This window comes from Poseidonibacter antarcticus (genome assembly GCF_003667345.1).
GTDB lineage: Bacteria > Campylobacterota > Campylobacteria > Campylobacterales > Arcobacteraceae > Poseidonibacter > Poseidonibacter antarcticus.
The window spans coordinates 116827-134807 of record NZ_RCWF01000006.1; the positions used below are offsets into that span (position 1 = coordinate 116827).

At 28.6% G+C, this 17981-nt stretch carries 18 protein-coding genes and 1 riboswitch; of the genes, 2 read left to right on the plus strand and 16 right to left on the minus strand.

Annotated elements, in window-relative coordinates; translation table 11 throughout:
* Nucleotides 1–47 precede the first annotated feature (47 nt).
* Genes D9T19_RS08940 through D9T19_RS08955 form a run of 4 tightly spaced genes read right to left on the minus strand, consistent with a single transcriptional unit; the run spans nt 48 to nt 5386 of the window.
* Nucleotides 48–689: a thiamine ABC transporter ATP-binding protein gene (locus D9T19_RS08940; protein WP_121627895.1), complete on the minus strand. Its 642-nt coding sequence runs from the start codon at nt 687–689 to the stop codon at nt 48–50.
* Entirely contained in the window at nt 682–2292 is a 1611-nt protein-coding gene (locus D9T19_RS08945) for an ABC transporter permease subunit (RefSeq protein WP_162984570.1), read from the minus strand. The genes D9T19_RS08940 and D9T19_RS08945 overlap by 8 nt, the downstream gene beginning before the upstream one ends.
* Nucleotides 2293–2306: 14 nt before the next feature.
* On the minus strand, nt 2307–3296 hold the full coding sequence (gene thiB, locus D9T19_RS08950; protein ID WP_121627897.1) for a thiamine ABC transporter substrate binding subunit: 990 nt from the start codon (nt 3294–3296) through the stop codon (nt 2307–2309).
* Complete coding sequence (locus tag D9T19_RS08955; RefSeq protein WP_121627898.1) at nt 3296–5386, minus strand: TonB-dependent receptor; 2091 nt, start codon at nt 5384–5386, stop codon at nt 3296–3298. The genes thiB and D9T19_RS08955 overlap by 1 nt, the downstream gene beginning before the upstream one ends.
* Before the next feature lie 75 nt (nt 5387–5461).
* Nucleotides 5462–5576: riboswitch (TPP riboswitch) on the minus strand.
* Nucleotides 5577–5674: 98 nt separating this feature from the next.
* Here D9T19_RS08955 and D9T19_RS08960 point away from each other — a divergent pair.
* Together D9T19_RS08960 and truA are read left to right on the plus strand one after the other, a co-directional pair.
* Nucleotides 5675–6448 (plus strand): TSUP family transporter, encoded by a 774-nt coding sequence (locus D9T19_RS08960; RefSeq protein WP_121627899.1) that lies wholly within the window; start codon nt 5675–5677, stop codon nt 6446–6448.
* A gap of 5 nt (nt 6449–6453) precedes the next feature.
* The gene (gene truA / locus D9T19_RS08965) at nt 6454–7227 is read left to right on the plus strand and encodes a tRNA pseudouridine(38-40) synthase TruA (RefSeq protein WP_121627900.1); all 774 of its coding nucleotides are present in this window, start codon (nt 6454–6456) and stop codon (nt 7225–7227) included.
* 142 nt (nt 7228–7369) lie between these two features.
* Here truA and D9T19_RS08970 read toward each other — a convergent pair whose 3' ends face one another.
* The 12 genes from D9T19_RS08970 to D9T19_RS09025 all read right to left on the minus strand — a co-directional run bounded on the left by D9T19_RS08970 (nt 7370) and on the right by D9T19_RS09025 (nt 17953).
* Entirely contained in the window at nt 7370–8032 is a 663-nt protein-coding gene (locus D9T19_RS08970; RefSeq protein ID WP_121627901.1) for a nitroreductase family protein, read from the minus strand.
* A 39-nt stretch (nt 8033–8071) separates the two neighbouring features.
* Entirely contained in the window at nt 8072–8509 is a 438-nt protein-coding gene (locus tag D9T19_RS08975) for a MarR family winged helix-turn-helix transcriptional regulator (RefSeq protein ID WP_121627902.1), read from the minus strand.
* Between the two features lie 56 nt (nt 8510–8565).
* On the minus strand, nt 8566–9498 hold the full coding sequence (locus tag D9T19_RS08980) for an NmrA family NAD(P)-binding protein (RefSeq protein ID WP_121627903.1): 933 nt from the start codon (nt 9496–9498) through the stop codon (nt 8566–8568).
* 33 nt (nt 9499–9531) lie between these two features.
* Entirely contained in the window at nt 9532–10392 is an 861-nt protein-coding gene (locus D9T19_RS08985) for a nuclear transport factor 2 family protein (protein WP_121627904.1), read from the minus strand.
* A gap of 216 nt (nt 10393–10608) precedes the next feature.
* Nucleotides 10609–11202 (minus strand): DsbA family oxidoreductase, encoded by a 594-nt coding sequence (locus D9T19_RS08990; RefSeq protein WP_121627905.1) that lies wholly within the window; start codon nt 11200–11202, stop codon nt 10609–10611.
* A 23-nt stretch (nt 11203–11225) separates the two neighbouring features.
* Nucleotides 11226–12065 (minus strand): YncE family protein, encoded by an 840-nt coding sequence (locus D9T19_RS08995; RefSeq protein ID WP_121627906.1) that lies wholly within the window; start codon nt 12063–12065, stop codon nt 11226–11228.
* Nucleotides 12065–12922 (minus strand): enoyl-CoA hydratase/isomerase family protein, encoded by an 858-nt coding sequence (locus D9T19_RS09000; RefSeq protein ID WP_121627907.1) that lies wholly within the window; start codon nt 12920–12922, stop codon nt 12065–12067. The genes D9T19_RS08995 and D9T19_RS09000 overlap by 1 nt, the downstream gene beginning before the upstream one ends.
* A 32-nt stretch (nt 12923–12954) precedes the next feature.
* On the minus strand, nt 12955–13578 hold the full coding sequence (locus D9T19_RS09005) for a putative quinol monooxygenase (protein WP_121627908.1): 624 nt from the start codon (nt 13576–13578) through the stop codon (nt 12955–12957).
* Nucleotides 13579–13587: 9 nt separating this feature from the next.
* Nucleotides 13588–14526 carry an NADP-dependent oxidoreductase gene (locus D9T19_RS09010; RefSeq protein WP_121627909.1) on the minus strand — a complete coding sequence of 313 codons (939 nt, stop codon included), beginning with the start codon at nt 14524–14526 and terminating at the stop codon, nt 13588–13590.
* A gap of 151 nt (nt 14527–14677) precedes the next feature.
* Nucleotides 14678–15856 carry an MFS transporter gene (locus D9T19_RS09015; RefSeq protein ID WP_121627910.1) on the minus strand — a complete coding sequence of 393 codons (1179 nt, stop codon included), beginning with the start codon at nt 15854–15856 and terminating at the stop codon, nt 14678–14680.
* A 97-nt stretch (nt 15857–15953) separates the two neighbouring features.
* A complete protein-coding gene (locus D9T19_RS09020) occupies nt 15954–16820 on the minus strand; it encodes a helix-turn-helix domain-containing protein (protein WP_121627911.1) in 867 nt (288 codons plus the stop codon).
* A 125-nt stretch (nt 16821–16945) separates the two neighbouring features.
* The gene (locus D9T19_RS09025; protein ID WP_121627912.1) at nt 16946–17953 is read right to left on the minus strand and encodes a zinc-binding alcohol dehydrogenase family protein; all 1008 of its coding nucleotides are present in this window, start codon (nt 17951–17953) and stop codon (nt 16946–16948) included.
* Nucleotides 17954–17981: the final 28 nt, after the last annotated feature.

The window sequence follows — 17981 nt, forward strand, 5'->3', positions numbered from 1 at the left end:
ATAATAATTTGGGGGACATTGATTTTTTATCATATTGATAAATAAAATTAGACTTCTTCTTCAAGTAAATAGTTCTGCATTCTATAAACTTTGGAAGCAATTCGTTTACAATCTTGCATATCGTGGGTAACCATTATTGTATGTAGTTTATGTTCTTGTGTGATATTTTTTACTAAGTCTAGCATTATTATTTTAGTTTGCTCATCTAATCCTGAAAAAGGTTCATCTAATAGTAGTATTGGTTCATTTCTAAGTAGAACTCGAGCTAGGGCAACACGTTGTTGTTGTCCACCTGAAAGTTGTGAGGATAGGGTATGCTCAAACTTTTCTAGTCCTACTTTTTTTAGAATATTTGAAACTGCTTTTTTATCATCAGCATTTGTTCTTCCTAATCCTAATAAAATATTTTTTTGTACATTTAAATGCTCAAAAAGATTATGGTTTTGAAATAAAATACTCATAGGTCTTTTTTCTACACTTAAACTTAATAGTTCTTTTTGATCTAATAGTATACTTCCGCTAAGTGGATCTATAAATCCAGCTATCAAATCTAAAAGTGTAGATTTCCCACTTCCACTTTGTCCTAAGATTGCTATAATTTCGCTTTCTTTTACTTCTAAATTATAAGTATACGTTTCTTTTGTATTTGAGTTTTTGTACTTGTATTGTAAATTTTTTATTTTAAGCATTTTTGCTCCTGAATATTCTTGGTATTAAAATAAACACAGCTAATACTAGTATTAAAAGTATTAGTGCCACACCTGCTGCATCGTTTGTATTGTATGAACCCATAAGCTGATAAAGGTACCAAGGTAAGGTTATAAATTCATCCGAACCAAATAGGGCAATAATACCTAAATCACCTAGTGAAAAACAAAAAGATAAAGTAAACACATAAGCAATTGATGATTTTAAATAGGGTAGTTCTACTTCTTTATATCTTTGGAAGGTACTAAGTCCTAAAGAAAAAGATAGTTTGTCATATCGTTTTGCTATTTTTTGCATAGCAGGTGCAATTACAGCTAAAGCAAAGGGTAAAGACATAAGTACATTTGCTGTTATTAGGGCGAATGTTGACCAAAGAACAAATGAACCATCATATTTTTGATACATCATAAAAAAACCTAAACCTAATACTAGTGAAGGTATTGCTAAATATATATTGCCAGAAAAAGCAATGAAAAGATTTAATATTTTAGAAAATGGATTTGAAGCTAGTCTTGTATCTAAGCTAAAGTTTCGTCTTGTATTACTTAGAAGTATTGCTGCAATTACTGTTATGATACTTGATACAGTTGCAAGTGTTATAGAAGTAAAAAATGATTGTATAAAAATCTTATCTGATAATATCTTTGTAAAGTTTGCACTCAAACCATCTAAAAAAATCACGATTAAAGGAGAGATAAAAAATATAGTAAAAACAAAAATGATAAACCATTGCAAAGTTTGAATTTTTTTAGAATTTTTCCAAACTATGAAAGTATTACTTGTTTTAATATTGCTAGTACTTATTTTAAAAGAAGAAGATAATACTACTAAAACAACAGAAATACTAAGCTGAATAAGTGCGAGTTTTAAAGCAGTTTCAATATCAAAATCTAACTTTACAGCTTCATAAATAGCAACTTCTAAAGTATTATAACTAGGATTTCCACCAAGCAATAAAACAACAGCAAAGGAAGTAAAACAAAGTAAAAATATTGTAGAAGAAATACTTAATAAGCTTGATTTCAAAGCAGGGTATTCTACATAATAAAAACATTTCAAAACAGAAAAGTTTAAACTCTTTGCTAATTTATATTTTTCTTTTGGAATTGCTTCAAAACTATGTAGTAATGATCGTAGCGCAAAAGAGGCATTAAGATAAACATGAGCTAATAAAATTCCACCTAAACCGTAAAGATATGTACCAAAAGAAGTATCAAAAAAATAAAGACTTATTTGATTTATGTATCCTTGCCTTCCAAAAATACCTATTATTCCAAAAACTACAATTAGTGTTGGCAATACTAAAGAAGAAGAAAACAAAGCAATTAAAGTTGAACGTCCTTTGAAATTAGTTTGATGACTTAACGCCCAAGCTAATAATAATCCTACAAATACTGAAAGAACAGTTGATAAAAAAGCTTGAAAAATAGTAAATTTTAATAAGCCATATATTTTACTATCAACTTGCGTAAAAAGATTTGTTTCTTGTGCGGTGTATAAAGTGTAAAATATAAGAAAAGAAAAAGATAATAGTGCAAAAGATAAAGCTCCACCCAAAAGTGTAGAACCCTTAAATCTTTTCAAATTTTTAAACATTATTATTTTTGTACTGCACTAAGCCATTCATTTATTATAGCTTTTCTTTTTTCTTCTACTTCTTTTCCATCCATTAAAATAAACTCTTTAGGTTTATGTAATTTATCAAAATCTTTATGAAGTTTAACACCTTTTATTACAGGATATGCCCAGTTAGCTGTTGGAATAAGTTGGGCAAATTCTTTAGTATATAAAAATTCCAAAAACTTTTTTCCTAGTTCTTTTTGTTTTGAAGATTTAACAATAGCTGCAACTTCAATTTGAGCATAATGACCTTCTTTAAAATCTGCTGATTTAATATTGTACTTATTTTCTTCTATCATATGATATGCAGGAGATGTTGTATAACTTAAAACCATATCAGCTTCACCTTTTAAAAATAGACTATAAGCTTCTGACCATCCTTTTGTAATAGTTAGAATATGTGGAGATAAACGTTTCCAATAATCAACTGTTTTATCTCCATAAATAGACTTAACCCATAATAATAAACCAAGTCCTGGAGTTGAAGATCGAGGATCTTGAATAACTATTTTAAAATCTTCTGGCATAGAAGCTAAGGATTCAAAAGAATCTGGTATATTTTTTATTTTTTTTTCATCATAAACAAAAGCAAAATAACTATAATCAAAAGGTACAAAAGTATCATCTTTATATGAATTTGGTAAATCAATTATAGATGTATCCAAACCATGAGGAGAAAAAAGTTTAGTTTCTTTTGCAACTTGTGCAATTGCTGTATCTAAACCTAATATTACATCAGCTTTTGTTTTTTTACCTTCAAGTTGAATTTTACGTAAAGTTGCAATTGAACTTGAAACTCCTACAAATTTTATATTACAATCGCAAGTTTTTTCAAAAGCTTTTTTCACTTTTGGTGCTGGTCCCCATGATGCTGCAAAAGCATCATAGGTATATACTGTAAGAGTTGGCTTTTCATTTCCAAAGGTTAAAATACTAGTTAAAAGTAATAAATATATTGTTTTTTTCATTAGAAATAATACTTCGCTGTAAATCCAAATGTTCGAGGATCACCCTCTTGAGTATAAAGTTCTGTAGCATATCCATTACCTGGATTATTTCCAAAACTTCCAAAACCTCTTGTTTGATAAGATTTATCAGTAAGGTTTTTACCCCATAAAGTTAGAGTCCAATCAGAAGCAAAATAAGAAACACTTGCATTTAAAAGTGCATAAGATTTTGATTTTGCATTGTGTCTATTTGAGAAGTAATATGAATCTTTACCTTCTACATCAGTTTTAAACTGAACATCATTTGTAAGCATATAATCAAAGCCTACATTGTATTGATAAACAGGAGATTGAGCTGGTGTTCTTCCATTAACATCTACATTACTTGGATTTGGGTCTTCATATTCATCAAACTTAGATTTAAGTAAACCAAGAGATGCAAATAAATGCAAAGTATTATCTGCATAATAATCTGTTTGTGCTTCTACACCATAATAACTACTTTTAGCAGCATTTGCTAAATAATCTGTAAATTCTGTACTTCCGTCAGTTCTTACTGTTACAGTAGAACTTTTAACTTGTTGGTCACGTCTTAAACCATAAAAAAAGTTTATTCTACTTTTTAGTTTGTTATCTAAGTTAGAAAAACTTTTCCCAATATCCAAGTTCCATAAATGTTCAGTATTAAACTCTCTTGCATTGCTTGATAGTGAATTATCTGCATTAACTCCACCTGGTTTATAACCTTTTGAAAGTGTTACATAGTATAAATCATTTTCATTTTCTTGATAATTTAATCCAACTTTTCCACCAACAAGTACTTCATCTGTATCTATATTTAAAGAATCAGAATCACTATATTTAGCTTCCCATTTTTCAACTCTTAAACCTGTTGTTAAAGTAAGCTTATCTGCAATATGAGAATCTAACTGTCCATAAATAGCTAAGTTTTCAGTATCGTAACTACTAGTATACGGTGAGCTAAGATATGTATAATTTCTTGTTAAGTCTTCACTTTGATTTTTATAATATGTTCCAAAAGTCCAATCTGTAGTATTATTTAAAATTCGACCATCTTCATCAGATACTAATCGTAAATCAATATCTACTTTTTCTCTTTTTCTTAAATACTCATCAAAAGAGCTATATGGATATAAACTATCTGCAAAAGCACCTTTATATGACCAATCTTCATCATAAGAATATGTACTATCTGATTTTGAGAATGATGCTTTACTTATTAAATGCATTTTTCTATTGATTTGATATGTAGATTTAATTGCAATTGCATTAGTTTCTTGTGCATCTGTTCCTGGTTGGTCTGAATAAGTATTATAAGAGTTATCAAATGTCCAAGCATCATAACCATTATCTACATCAATATGTGCAAGATTAATATCTACTGTATGCTCATCGCTTGCTAAGTAAGTTAATTGACCTTTAAGTGCTAGTTCATCAATATTTTGAGTATCTTTTTTACCTAAATATTTATTTTCCATAAAACCATCACTAGTATTTTTATAAACAGAAAATCTACCTAATAATGTATCTTCAATCAATGTCCCACCTAAAGCAAGTCCTATTGATTTTGTATTGTAGTTTCCAACTGTAGTTTCTATATGACCTTCAAAATCTTTTGTGGGTTGATTACTTTGTAAGCTAACAACTCCCGCCATTCCATTTGAACCAAATGTTGTACCTTGTGGACCTTTTAATACTTCTATTTGATTTACATCAAACATTGTAAGTGCAAGTGCTGATTCCGATACATCAATACCATCTAAAACTAAACCAACAGATGGATTTACAGGAGAGATAAATTGACTTCTTTCACCAATTCCTCTTATTTGAATATAGTGAGCTCTTGAACCTCCTGTTGAAAAGTTTACATTTGGTATTTGACCTATTACATTTTCAAATGATTGATGAGCTTTTTCTTCTATTTTATCTTCTGATAATACGCTAATAGCATTACTTGTTTGTGAGAGATTTTTATCTCTAAAATCAGAAGTAACAGTAATAGAATCTAATGTTATATCTTCGGCATAGGCTAAAGAACTTAATAATATAAATGATGTGCACGCAGATAGTGTTAAATTTTTAATTTTCAATATGTTTCCTTAAATAAAATTTTATTTATGTAGGAAAAAGTTGTATATAAAGTATGATTAAAATATCATAGTAGGATTATTTACATTTCTCTTCCTTACGCTGGAATTACCCAGTTCAAGTTCAACGGGACAAGCAATTTGCTATCTCAGCTTTTATCTTAAGAAGATAATAGCGCCCCTAGAGGTTGATTCTTAATTTTACTTTAAGTTCTATTTATGAAAGCTTAAATCAATTTATTCATCTGAAAGCAATTCTTACTATAATGCATAAATTCAAAGGAGATGATTTTGGATTTATCAATTATTACATATGAATTAATGATTATACTTTTTGCTGTCGCTGTCTTCGCAGGTTTTATCGATACTTTAGCAGGTGGTGGAGGATTGATTACAATTCCTGCTTTAATTTTGACAGGAATGCCTCCTCTTCTTGCTCTTGGTACAAATAAATTTCAAGCTTTTATTGGTAGTGGTACTGCTTCTGTTATGATGCTTCGTAAGAAAAAAATTACGTTTAATGAAGTTAAATATTTGATGCTTATGGCTTTTGTAGGTTCTGTAATAGGAACAATTTGTGTTCAATTTATTGATGTAAAACTACTAAATTTTGTAATACCTATAGTTCTTTTACTTATTGGTGTATATTTCTTATTTATGCCAAAAGCTTCTAATATTGAATCAAAAGCAAAAATAACTGAAAAAACTTATCAATATACAGCTGTTCCTTTTATTGGATTTTATGATGGTATGTTTGGACCAGGGACTGGTTCTTTTTTATCCTTATCCGCAATTGCATTAAGAGGAATTGAACTTATAAAAGCTACTGCAATGGCTAAAACTATGAATTTTGCAACTAATATAGGGTCTGTTATAATCTTTTTAATTTATGGACAAGTTATCTTTAGTATTGGTATTTTAATGATGTTAGGTCAAATGATTGGAGCATATATTGCTTCACATTTTTTACTTAGAATAAATCCTTTACATCTAAGAATTATTGTAATTGCTATGTGTTTTTTAATGTTAATTAAATATTCTTTTCAAATGGGTTGGTTAGGATAAAATATATGTATTATCATAGGCTTATAATCTCATATAAAGGAACAAATTACTTTGGGTGGCAAGACCTTGGAAATAATAGTGATAAGCCAACAGTTCAGGCAAGTATTCAAAAAGTACTTGATAAAATTTGCAAATATCAAGATAGTATTATTTCATCTGCAAGTAGAACTGATGCAGGTGTTCATGCCCAAGGACAAGTGCTAAAAGTATCTATTCCTTTGGAAATTGAATCCTCAAAACTACAACTTGGAATGAACTCATTATTGCCTCCTGATATTCGTATTTTAGAATGTGAAACTAGTAATATTGGATTTAATCCAAATAAAGACAGCGTGAGCAAAGAATATCATTATTGCTTTTCTACAGATAAAGTCTATAATCCTATTTTAAATGATATTGTAACTCACATATCTTCTAATAATGGAATACTTGATATTAAACTTATGAAAGAAGCTTGTAATCTTTTTATTGGTGAACATGATTTTTATTGTTTTGCTAAACGAGATACAAATATGAAATCTACAATTCGTACAGTTTTGTCTTGCGAAATATTAGAACTTCAAGCTTCTGCTTTTTCTAATAAAATCTACTATCTTAAGATTGTAGGAAATGGTTTTTTAAGTCATATGGTTAGATATATTATGGGAGCTTTATTTGAGTTAGGAAATAAGAAACTTAGTTTAAAAGATATTAGTGAAGCGTTAAAAAATCATAAAGAAGAAAAGATTAGTGTTAAAGCTAAATCAAAAGGCTTGCAATTGATTGGGATTTCTTATTAGAATGGAAATACTAATTAAAAGGATTCATAAATATGAATCCTTCGTGTTCCAAAAGTAAGTGATTGTAAAATGCCTTGTTCAGCGAAAAAAGGCGAGTAGTTTCTCCGATGCAATAACTTGTTATGCATCTCACCAATTGTATTTAAATATGTACAAAAATACTTTTGTGTTCTCGTCGCGACTTTGGAAGTTTGGCGTTATAGTCCTCTTCAATGTGATGATACCCTATAGCCAAAGCAACATCACACTGATAACCATCTAGTTCTTTTTTAAACTCTTCATTTACTAGATCGGTATCAATCCCTTCCATAGGTGTGGAGTCAATTTTTAGACGAGCTAAAGTATGTAGAGTATTTCCCAAAGCTAGATAAGTTTGAGCTTTAGTCCAAGCACTTGTATCACCAGATTCATCAGTATTAAGTTCAGCAAAAAACATACCACCAAAAGCACTTTCTCTCTTTTCGGGTTTAGTACGCTTATCTTTGATACCTTTATCTACTACTTCAGCGTAATCATCACGAGAGTAATGAGGGTTATATGCAAAGAGAATAATCATCGAGCTATCAAAAACATGCGGTTGATTCGTTTGAAATTTATGGGCAAAGGTTTTGTTCATTCTTTCTTTGGCTTCATCACTTTCAATCACAACAAACTTCCAGGGTTGAGAATTGATTGAGGATGCTGAAAGACGCATTGCTTCAAAGAGTATATTAAGATCTTCTTGAGGAATCTTTCTAGCCTTATCGTATTTTTTAGTAGTATGTCTCCAAAGAAGATCTTCAATTATTTGATTTTTTTCATTCATAATGTTTCCTCGTATAATATATTTATATAACGTTAATACTTACTTATTTAAATTATCTTTTACTTTTTCCAATAAACTACAAAGAAGTATTTTCTCATCGTTGGAAAATCCTTTATAAGTTTTATCTAAAAGTTTTGTAGATATTTGATCTAAGACAATAGGTTTAGTCTCATGTCCTTTTTGTGTAAGTTTTACTATTGTACTTCGGCTATCATGTTCATGTTTAAATTTTGTAAGAAATTCCATCTTTTCTAATTTATTGACTAAAGCTGTAACCGTTGATTTGTCTTTATTAATTGTTGATGTAATTTTATTCATAGGGACACCTTCCTCATTTTGATATAAGAGTATTAATATATCTCCATGAGATGGTGCAAGTCCTGTCAAATTATGTTTTTTAAGTTCATCAACAATAAGTTTATTTGCATTATTATGAATATTTGCAATTACTGAAATTACCGCGTTTGTATTTATCATTAGTTTTATATCCTACTATTTATAAATGAAATAATAACCACTATTTCTTTATTGTTTTATTTATCATTTTCAAAAACAAAGTTTTTAGAAGACAAGGCTTCTTCAGGTTTTTCACAAATCATATGAGGATAAAGGTCACTAGATTTAAGTGTTTCATCGTTAAATGTAGCAAGTTTTCCAAGTACATAAATTACATAATTTATACCCCATCTCTCCCTGTCTGTTTCTTTTCCTACTTTTGCAGTAACTTCATCTCCATCTTTATCTTTCATTGTTGTAATATATTCAGAAGAGAAATGTGTATATTCAAAGTTACTATCTGGCCAAAAGTTTTTTAATAAATCAATCATTTCATTTTGACTTAAACTATTATAATCCATTTGAACACACTTATTTAATGTTCTGTCATCAGTAAGTGCTAGGGCTGCAATGTGACCAATATCATCAATACTATGAGTGAAAATTGGAAGTTCCATTTTCCCAAACGTAGTGATTTTTTCAAAGAAACGTAAATTTGGAAGACAGTAATCAAATATTAAACCATTATAGAAAAATGTCCATCCTATTCCTGATTTAATTATCTTTTCATGTAGTGATTTCTTATAATCAAAAAGAATTCCATCACCTACTTTTATCCCTCTTGTATGAACACCAAACTCATTGGGTACAAATCTTTTAACACCTGCTTTAAGTGCTGCTTCTAATAGTGCAGGTTCCATTCTTGTAACAGTAAACTCATTTGCAGGAGTACAAACAATAACAGTATCGTAACCTTTCATAGCTTCGCTCATAAGCTCTACATTTGAAGTATCAGCTTCAACATAAACTTCTGCTCCAAGTGATTCATAAAGTTTTAATTTTAACTCATTTGACTCATCTCTTTTTCTTACAACTGCTTTTACATCATGACCTAACTTTAATAGGTTTTTTGTAAGTGGTGTTCCAATTTGACCAGCCGCGCCAACTACAAATACTCTTTTCTTATTCATTTCACACTCCTTCTTTTGAATTATTTATTATTACTAAAATTTACCGTTTGTATTTTGCCATTTATCTTGTGATGGAATTTCTTCAATAGTATCCCAATGCTCAACTATTTTTCCATTTTCTATTCTAAATAAGTCATAAAAAGAATGAGCTTTTCCATGCCATTGAACTTCACTTGTAGAAAGAACAAAGTTACCTTCTCCTAATATTTTATGTACTTTTTCATAAGTAAACATATCGTTTTTAGAAACTAAGTATTTAATAGCATTACCTAATCCAGATAAACCATCTTTAATTGCAGTATTGTGTTGGTGATAATTTTCTGTTGAAATATATTCTGTAATTTTATTTGGATTTTTTCCAAATAATATATCATCAATAAAATTTTTAACTAGTGTTTTGTTAGCTTCAGTTTTATCTAAATCAGTAATTTTAGTTGCTCCATCAAGTTGAGTTCTTCCACTTACTGTTTTTGCTATTTTTTCTTGTAAGTTGTCCCAATGTTCTACAATTTTTCCATTTTCAAATCTAAAAATATCAAAACCTACTTTGGGTCCAAAAAAATTATAATCTGTATGAGTAAACACAAAAGGTCCATCTTGGAATGCTCTAAGTACTCTTGCTTTTATGCTTCCTTTTGGTAACATTGCTAATACTTCACCAAAACCTTCAAGACCATCTTTAATACCCAAGTTGTGTTGAATATATTTATTTTTATTAATATAAGAAGCAGGTTTTTTATCACCATTTTCCATTGATTGCAATAACTCGACAACTTTTGTTTTATTTGATTTTACTTCTGCTTTGTTAACATCTTGATTTACAACACACCCTGCAAAAATTGAAGTAGCTAAGATAGATGCTAAAACTATTTTTGTGTTTAAAAATTTAATCATTTAATTTCCTTGTTCATTTTTAGTTTGACATCAAACTTTATTTATACTGGAATTATAGTTTGATATCAAACTAATGTCAAGAGTTTTTAACATAAATTTTTTAATTTATATTACTTGAAGTAATAAAGTATTTACTTCAGGATGAGGTCGTATGTTATCCCTTTATTAATCAAGTCTAATTACTATTCGACTTCGATAAACTTCATTGCAACTAACTTATTTCTTTAGTTCTTCAAATACTTTTTTAAAGTTTTCAAAACTTTGTGCACCTACAAGTACAACTTGATCATTAATTATAAAAGTTGGTACACTTGTAATATTGTTATCTCTACAAAAATATTTATTATTAATCAAACTATTTTTATATTTATCTGTATAAAATACATTATCAACTTCTTCTTCTGAAATTCCTATAGATAACGAAATTTTCTTAATTTCTGGAATTAATCCAATATTGATTCCATGAAAGAAGAAAGCCTCATACATTGCCGTATTATACTCTTCAGACTTATTTACAGATTTAGCATATTCTGCAACTTGTAATGCTTTATTTGAATTTGGCATCTCTGTAATATCAGTAAACTCTAATCCATACTGTCTTCCAAATTCTTGCAATTGAATATTTTTTTGTTTTGCATTTGGAAAATAGATTTCTGATCGTATTCCATTTTCAGGAATATCAGGATGGATTTCATATCCTCTAAAAAGAATTTCTATATCATATTCTTTTTTTAGTCTATCTACTATATTTTTTGCAATATAGCAATACGGACATTGAAAATCAGCAAACATTGTAATTTTATATTTCATTTTTTCTCTTTCTCTTTTTATATTTATTTTAAGCTATATGCAGATACTTTTTTACTAAAAATAAAGGGCGCATATAAAGTATTACCTTCCATACTAATATCTGCTAAACCTTTTTCAAAAGTACCTACTAAAATTCTTTCTTTTTTTGTGATTGTATACAATTCGCCAGTAGGATTACTGGAAACTAATAAAGCATCATTAGTACTAATTAAACCATCTAATCCACCTAAATGGTATGAACTTGGAATAAGACTACAAAATTTGGTCGTTAAATTAACTTTATAGATAGAACCATAATCGTCTACTTTTAAATCATGAGATAATTTACTCGCAAAATCTGCAATAAAAAGATAATTGTCTTGAACAAATAAACCATTAGGATGTTTAATTTCAGGAGCTTCAAACCATACTACTAACTTGCCATCTTTTATTGTAAAGATTTTTCCACTTGCAATATCAGAAACGAACACTTCACCTTCAGTACTAATAGTCACGTCATTTAAAGCATTAGCTTCTTTTGAAGATATGCTTTTAATAAGCTTTTGTTTTTTCACATCTATAATATGTACTTCTGAACTATCACCAATATAAAGTTTATCACCATATAAAGCAAGACCGGCAGGATTGTTTAAACCTGTAATCCATTTTAGATTATCAATTTTTCCATCTTTACTTAATCTAGAGATAAATCCTTTTTTATTAGCATTTACATTTGAAACATATATCCAGTTACTATTTTCAGAAGTTGCCATAGATTCAGGCATAGAAAAGCCATTAGTTTCCCAAAGTTTTTCTAACTGTGCAGCTTGAGAACTACTTATTAAACAAAAGCTAACTACTAATATATTAAATATAGTTCTCATTATTTTTCCTTCTTACTTAGCGCTTTTTGTCTTTTAATAAATTTACCAATAGCTTCTTTTATATCAGGTGAAGTTGCTAATTTATCAAATGCAAGTTGGTCATTTCTAAGAGCAGTTTTATAAGTTTCGTTATATGAAAGTGCCATTCTTTTTTTGAATTGTGCTAAAGCTTTTTTATCTAAATTATCATTTAATTGTTGCGCCAAAGCAATTGCACGTGAGAGAACTTGTGCATCTGGAAAAACAGAGCTAACTAAACCAATAGATAAAGCCTCTTTTGCATCAACAAATCTTCCTGTTAAAATCATCTGCATCGCTCTACTTTGTCCAATAAGCCTTGGAAGTCTTTGCATCCCACCAAATCCTGGAATCAATCCAGCTTGTAATTCATGTTGTCTAAACTTTGCACTCTCTCCTGCAATTCTAATATCACAAGATAAAGCAAGTTCATTTCCGCCACCTGCACTTATTCCTAAAACTGCGGCAATAACTGGTTTTGGAAAAGCTTCAATTTTATTAAATACTTTATGGGCTAAAAAAGAATGAGTTTCCTCATTTTTTTTTACTTTTTGAAGACTCTCTCCTCCTGCACCAGCTGAAAAAACTTCTTGTGATCCTGTAATAACAATAGCTCCAATTGACTCATTATTTTGTGCAAAATCAAGACCAGCACTAATTTCACTTAAAACAGCTGTTGATACAGCATTTTTTGGTGGAACATTTATTTTTAGAATAAGCACTGAATCATCTTTAGAGGCTTCAATATTTTTAAAATTTAAATCACTAATTAGCTCACCTGCTTGGACAAGTGTAATTACACTAAATACAAGTGTTAGTATTACAAAAAACTTTCTCATTATTCTTCCTCTATTATTTGTATATGTATCTATTATTTAATTTCTGTTACAAAATTCATATATTGTTCTAAATTTCCAACTACTGATTCATTCATAAGTGCACCAGTAATCTCAGCATATGGTTGTTTAAAATGAATATCCCATACGTCAGATTCTTTTCTCCAGTGCTCATATACCATTAATGTGTCATCTTGACCTTCAATTGTAAATAAATCAAACAGTAGGTTTCCTTTTTCTTTTCTAGTTTCTGGTATATGTTTTCCAAATCTTTGGATAAGTTTATCTTTGTATCCATCTTTAAATTTAAACTCAAAGAAGATAACAAACTCATCATCTTCTTTATTCGCTTCTTTTAGAGCAATTGGAAGTGGATTTGTTTCACCTAAACTCAAAAATTTAACCGGTGTAGATAGAACTACGGGAATAAGTTTTTCAAGTTCTTTTACATAATCTTGATTCAAGTGATTCTCAAAAGCAGCCTGATCAATAAATCTTTCATACGTAAAAAATAAACTTGGATTCTTATTATCAACATAAACTCTAAACTCGACACATCCAAGTTCTTTTTTTGTATTTTCTTTATCATTTAAAAGTGCCGTTTTAAAACTTTCAATATATTCTGGTTTTACATCAAATTTAACTATTTTATTTATCATTTTATCTCCTTATAAAGTTACTATCACTTTTCCTACTGATCTACCTTTTTCAACTTCTAAATGTGCATCTTGCATGTTTTCAAAAGTGAATGTTTTTGATATTGCAGGTTTTAATTTTTTATCTGTTATTAGTTGAGCTAAAGTATCCATATCTTTAGAACTAGATTGAACTAAAATATTTATAATATTTACATTTTTCTTTTTAGCTTCATTGATAAGTTCATCAGAAAATTTATCTTGAGGTAAACAAATTATTGTTCCATTCTCTTTCATAACTTTTACAGATTTCTCTAATGTATCTCCACCCATTGGATCTAAAACAAAATCAATATCTTTTACCACTTCTTCAAAAGCTTGACTTCTATAATCAATATGTTCATCAGCACCTAAACTCATTACAAAGTCTTTATTTTTTGCAGACGATGTAGTTATTACATATGCTCCTAAATGTTTTGCAATTTGAATAGCAAAATGTCCTACACCACCAGAACCTGCATGAATTAAAATTCTATCATCTTTCTTTATATTATTTTCAAGAGCCTGTAGTGCTGTTAAGGCTGCAAGTGTAGTTGCTGCTGCTTGTTCAAATGACATGTTTTCAGGGATTTTTGTCAAATGATTTTCTGGTGATGCAACAAATTGTGCATAGGCATTTCCTCGTCCAGGGAAATTAACCATTCCAAAAACTTTATCACCTTGTTTAAACTTAGTAACTTTTGATCCTACTGATTTTACAATTCCAGAAATATCCCATCCTAAAATAACATCTTCATCACCATAAATTGCACTTACAAATTCAGGTGTTGCTCTAATCTTTACATCAGCTGGATTTATACTCAATGCTTTTACTTCTATTAAAACTTCATTTTCTTGTATTGTTGGTTCTTTGATTTCTTTTATTACAAGATTTTCTACGCTTCCTGCTTTTTCTAAAATAATTGCTTTCATCTATTTTCCTTTTGATTTTATACTTATTTTGTTATGTGATAATTATAAAATAAAAGGAGAATTTAGTGTAGGTTTAAAAGAGATAAAAAATGGTAAATATTGAACCTAGCATTAAAATGCTAGACTTAATATTTAAAAAAATTCAAATATATTATGAATTTGACAAAGATACTTCATTTTTGGATTTTTGAATAATAAGAATTGACATACTAATTAAAATGATTACAAAAAGTGTTATTCCTAAATTTAAAAAGAAATTTTGTGTACCAAAATAATCAACAACATTTTGAAATATTAAAGGAGAAGAAAATTGTCCTAAAAATAATGCGCTAGTAAAATATCCAGAACTTTTTACTCTATTACCTGAAAATGTCATACTTAACATCCATGTAGTTAAATTTGTTAACATAATTCCAGCACCAAATCCCATCATTGGAGCAGGTATAAAAAATAAAGATAGACTATTTGAAAGTCCAAGTCCACTAAAACCCATTGCAAAAAAACTAAGTCCTATTAAAAGTACAGCTGGATATGAAAATTTAGATTTTAATTTTACAAATATAATTGCTCCTAAGGCATTTGAAACAAAAGCAGAAGCAATTATTCCTCCAGCAAATTTACCACTAGCTCCAAACCCTTCAATAAGTAAAAAAGGCATTTGTGTTGGCAATAGAAAAAATAATGACATATATACAAATGCAAAGAAATAGATAAGATAAATACTAGAAGATATTTTATCATCAGTATTATTTATTGTTCTTTCTAATTTTATTTCCTTAATTGAAGTAATAGCAAGAGGTAAAAGTAATAAAGAGATTAAATAAATTCCAAAAGTTGTTCTCCATGAAATATCAGATAAAAAACCACCTCCAACAACAAATAAAATTCCACCAATACCTATGAAAGCATTTTGTAATCCCATGAATTTTGGTCTATCTTCTACTTTAAAATAATCTCCAACTAAAGAAGTTGTTATAATCATTAATGTTGCAATTGCAATACCAAAAAATGCTCTAGAAAATAAAATTATTTCAATTTGATTTAAATATAAACCTGTACTTCCAGTTATTGCAAAAACTAGAAGTGATACAATAGTTGAATTTCTCTTTCCAAACTTCACCACAACTTTTCCCATAATAGGTGCAAGTATTGCAATAACTAAAGACGGCAAAGTTATTATAAGTCTCGAATAAAAATCTATATTTGCAACATCTTTAAATTGTTCTTTTAATGCAGGAAGTGCTGTAACAATTGCAACATTTGACATCATAGTTATCATTGATAAGAGTAATAATGTAATTATTGAGACTTTCTTTATATCATCATTCATTTTATTTCCTTTCTATAAAATAATTATAAAGTAAAAGGAGAATTTAGTGTAGGTTTAAAAGTAGTAAGAAATAGTAAATATTGAACCTATTGAGTTTTTATAAATATAAAACTTGAGCATCTCTAAAAGTTTTTGGAGTAAACCCAGTATGTTTTTTAAAGAATTTTACAAAATTACTTACTTCCCAATATCCCATATTTGTAGAGATTTCTTTTATTGGTAATGTTGAAGAAGCTAGATATCGTTTTACTTCTACAATTTTAAATTTATCAATAAATGCTTTTGTAGTCATTCCTGTAATTTGCTTACAGATAACATTTAAATGCTTAGGAGTAACTCTTAATATATTCGCATACTCTTCTGCATTATGTAGTTGCGTAAATTCAGACATAAGAGTTTTTTTGAAAGAATTAAAAAGTTCACTTTTTTTAATATCTTTTGTAGTTTCGGGAAAATGCTCTTTACTTTTGTGCAAAATACAATTAACTAAAGAAGCCACAACACCCTCTTTAAGATTAACAGTACTTTCAATAAATTCTTTTAAAAGTAATTCAAAATAAATATCTAAACTATCATCTTCTAAAACTAATGCTTTTGTTATATTTTGGAAATAAAGATGGTCTATAATATGTCTATTGGCAATTTGTAAAAACTCACGATTTAAAAATGCTTCTGTGAAAATACATATATAGCCATCATAAGTACCAAGTTCATCAAAAGCTTGTACTTGGCCAGGAGAAGAAAAAGATAAACTTCCTTTTTTAAGAGTAATAGAATGAAAATCAACCATATGATTGACTTCACCATCAGTAATAAAAATCATTTGAAAGAACTTTAATCTATGAGGTTTATATATCTCTGCTAAAACATAATCTTGTTTGAAAAAGTCTTTAAGTTTCATAACTTTAAAATCTCGAGTACATCTTTCATGATTAAAATCTATGTTAGGTATTTCTTCTTTCATATGATTATTATTACCTTTCTTTTATTCTTTATTAATTAAATACAATTATATGTAAAATGAAATTAATTACTAGGTTTAAATGATACATAAAATGGTAAATTATGTACCAGATTTAAAAACTTCTATTAAAATTTAATTGCAATTTTCCCAATATTTTTACCACTTTCAGTTAATTCATGGGCTTCTTTTAAACTTTTAACATTAAAACCTTTAATTGTTTTACTAAGTGTAGTTTTGATCTTTCCTTCATCTATTAAAGAAGCAATTTGACTTAAAATATTACTTTGCTCTCTAATATCTTCAGTATTAAACATAGCTCTTGTAAACATAAACTCCCAGATAAAAGTTACTGATTTTGGCTTTAATTTATTGATATCTATAGGTTCTGTTGTATCAACAATTGAACAAATTTTACCTTGTGGAGCAATAAGTTCAGCCATAGCATCCCAGTGAATTTTTGTATCTGCTAAGTTGAAAATATAATCTACATATTGGAAACCAGCTTCTCTAACTGAAGTTAATAAATCTCTATGATTAACAACAACATCAGCTCCCATATCTTTACACCATGTACTTGTTTCTTCTCTTGAAGCTGTTGCAATTACAGTAAGTTCTGTAGTTGCTTTTGCAATTTGTGTTGCAATTGATCCAACACCTCCTGCTCCACCAATGATTAAAATAGTTTTTTTCTTATCTTTTTTGATATTCATTCTATCAAACATTGCTTCCCAAGCAGTAAGAGAGGTAAGTGGTAAGACTACAGCTTCTTCATCATTGATTGTAGTTGGAGCTAGTGCAACAATTCTTGAATCAATTAATTGAAATTCACTATTTGAACCATTTTTTGTTACATCTCCCGCATAAAATACTCTATCACCAATTTTGAAGTTTGAAACATCATCTCCTATACTCTCTACAATACCAATTCCATCATATCCTAGAACTTTTGGATTTTCTAAAACAGTATCTTTTGCTGTATTTGCTCTAACCTTAGTATCTACTGGATTCATAGAAACAGCATTTACTTTTACTACGATATCAAACCCTTTTGCAAGTGGTTTACTTGTTTCAAATTCTATTAAACTATCTTCGTGACCAATCTTGTGTGATGTTTTAAATCCTATAGCTTTCATATTTTTCCTTTTTTAATATTGTTTATTT

What these genes read in the sequence shown, in the direction of transcription:
- D9T19_RS08940 (WP_121627895.1), bottom strand. Translation starts at nt 689, where the DNA reads ATGCTTAAAATAAAAAATTTACAATACAAGTACAAAAACTCAAATACA.
- thiB (WP_121627897.1), bottom strand. Translation starts at nt 3,296, where the DNA reads ATGAAAAAAACAATATATTTATTACTTTTAACTAGTATTTTAACCTTT.
- truA (WP_121627900.1), top strand. Translation starts at nt 6,454, where the DNA reads ATGTATTATCATAGGCTTATAATCTCATATAAAGGAACAAATTACTTT.
- D9T19_RS08970 (WP_121627901.1), bottom strand. Translation starts at nt 8,032, where the DNA reads ATGAATGAAAAAAATCAAATAATTGAAGATCTTCTTTGGAGACATACT.
- D9T19_RS08975 (WP_121627902.1), bottom strand. Translation starts at nt 8,509, where the DNA reads ATGATAAATACAAACGCGGTAATTTCAGTAATTGCAAATATTCATAAT.
- D9T19_RS08980 (WP_121627903.1), bottom strand. Translation starts at nt 9,498, where the DNA reads ATGAATAAGAAAAGAGTATTTGTAGTTGGCGCGGCTGGTCAAATTGGA.
- D9T19_RS08985 (WP_121627904.1), bottom strand. Translation starts at nt 10,392, where the DNA reads ATGATTAAATTTTTAAACACAAAAATAGTTTTAGCATCTATCTTAGCT.
- D9T19_RS08990 (WP_121627905.1), bottom strand. Translation starts at nt 11,202, where the DNA reads ATGAAATATAAAATTACAATGTTTGCTGATTTTCAATGTCCGTATTGC.
- D9T19_RS08995 (WP_121627906.1), bottom strand. Translation starts at nt 12,065, where the DNA reads ATGAGAACTATATTTAATATATTAGTAGTTAGCTTTTGTTTAATAAGT.
- D9T19_RS09000 (WP_121627907.1), bottom strand. Translation starts at nt 12,922, where the DNA reads ATGAGAAAGTTTTTTGTAATACTAACACTTGTATTTAGTGTAATTACA.
- D9T19_RS09005 (WP_121627908.1), bottom strand. Translation starts at nt 13,578, where the DNA reads ATGATAAATAAAATAGTTAAATTTGATGTAAAACCAGAATATATTGAA.
- D9T19_RS09010 (WP_121627909.1), bottom strand. Translation starts at nt 14,526, where the DNA reads ATGAAAGCAATTATTTTAGAAAAAGCAGGAAGCGTAGAAAATCTTGTA.
- D9T19_RS09015 (WP_121627910.1), bottom strand. Translation starts at nt 15,856, where the DNA reads ATGAATGATGATATAAAGAAAGTCTCAATAATTACATTATTACTCTTA.
- D9T19_RS09020 (WP_121627911.1), bottom strand. Translation starts at nt 16,820, where the DNA reads ATGAAAGAAGAAATACCTAACATAGATTTTAATCATGAAAGATGTACT.
- D9T19_RS09025 (WP_121627912.1), bottom strand. Translation starts at nt 17,953, where the DNA reads ATGAAAGCTATAGGATTTAAAACATCACACAAGATTGGTCACGAAGAT.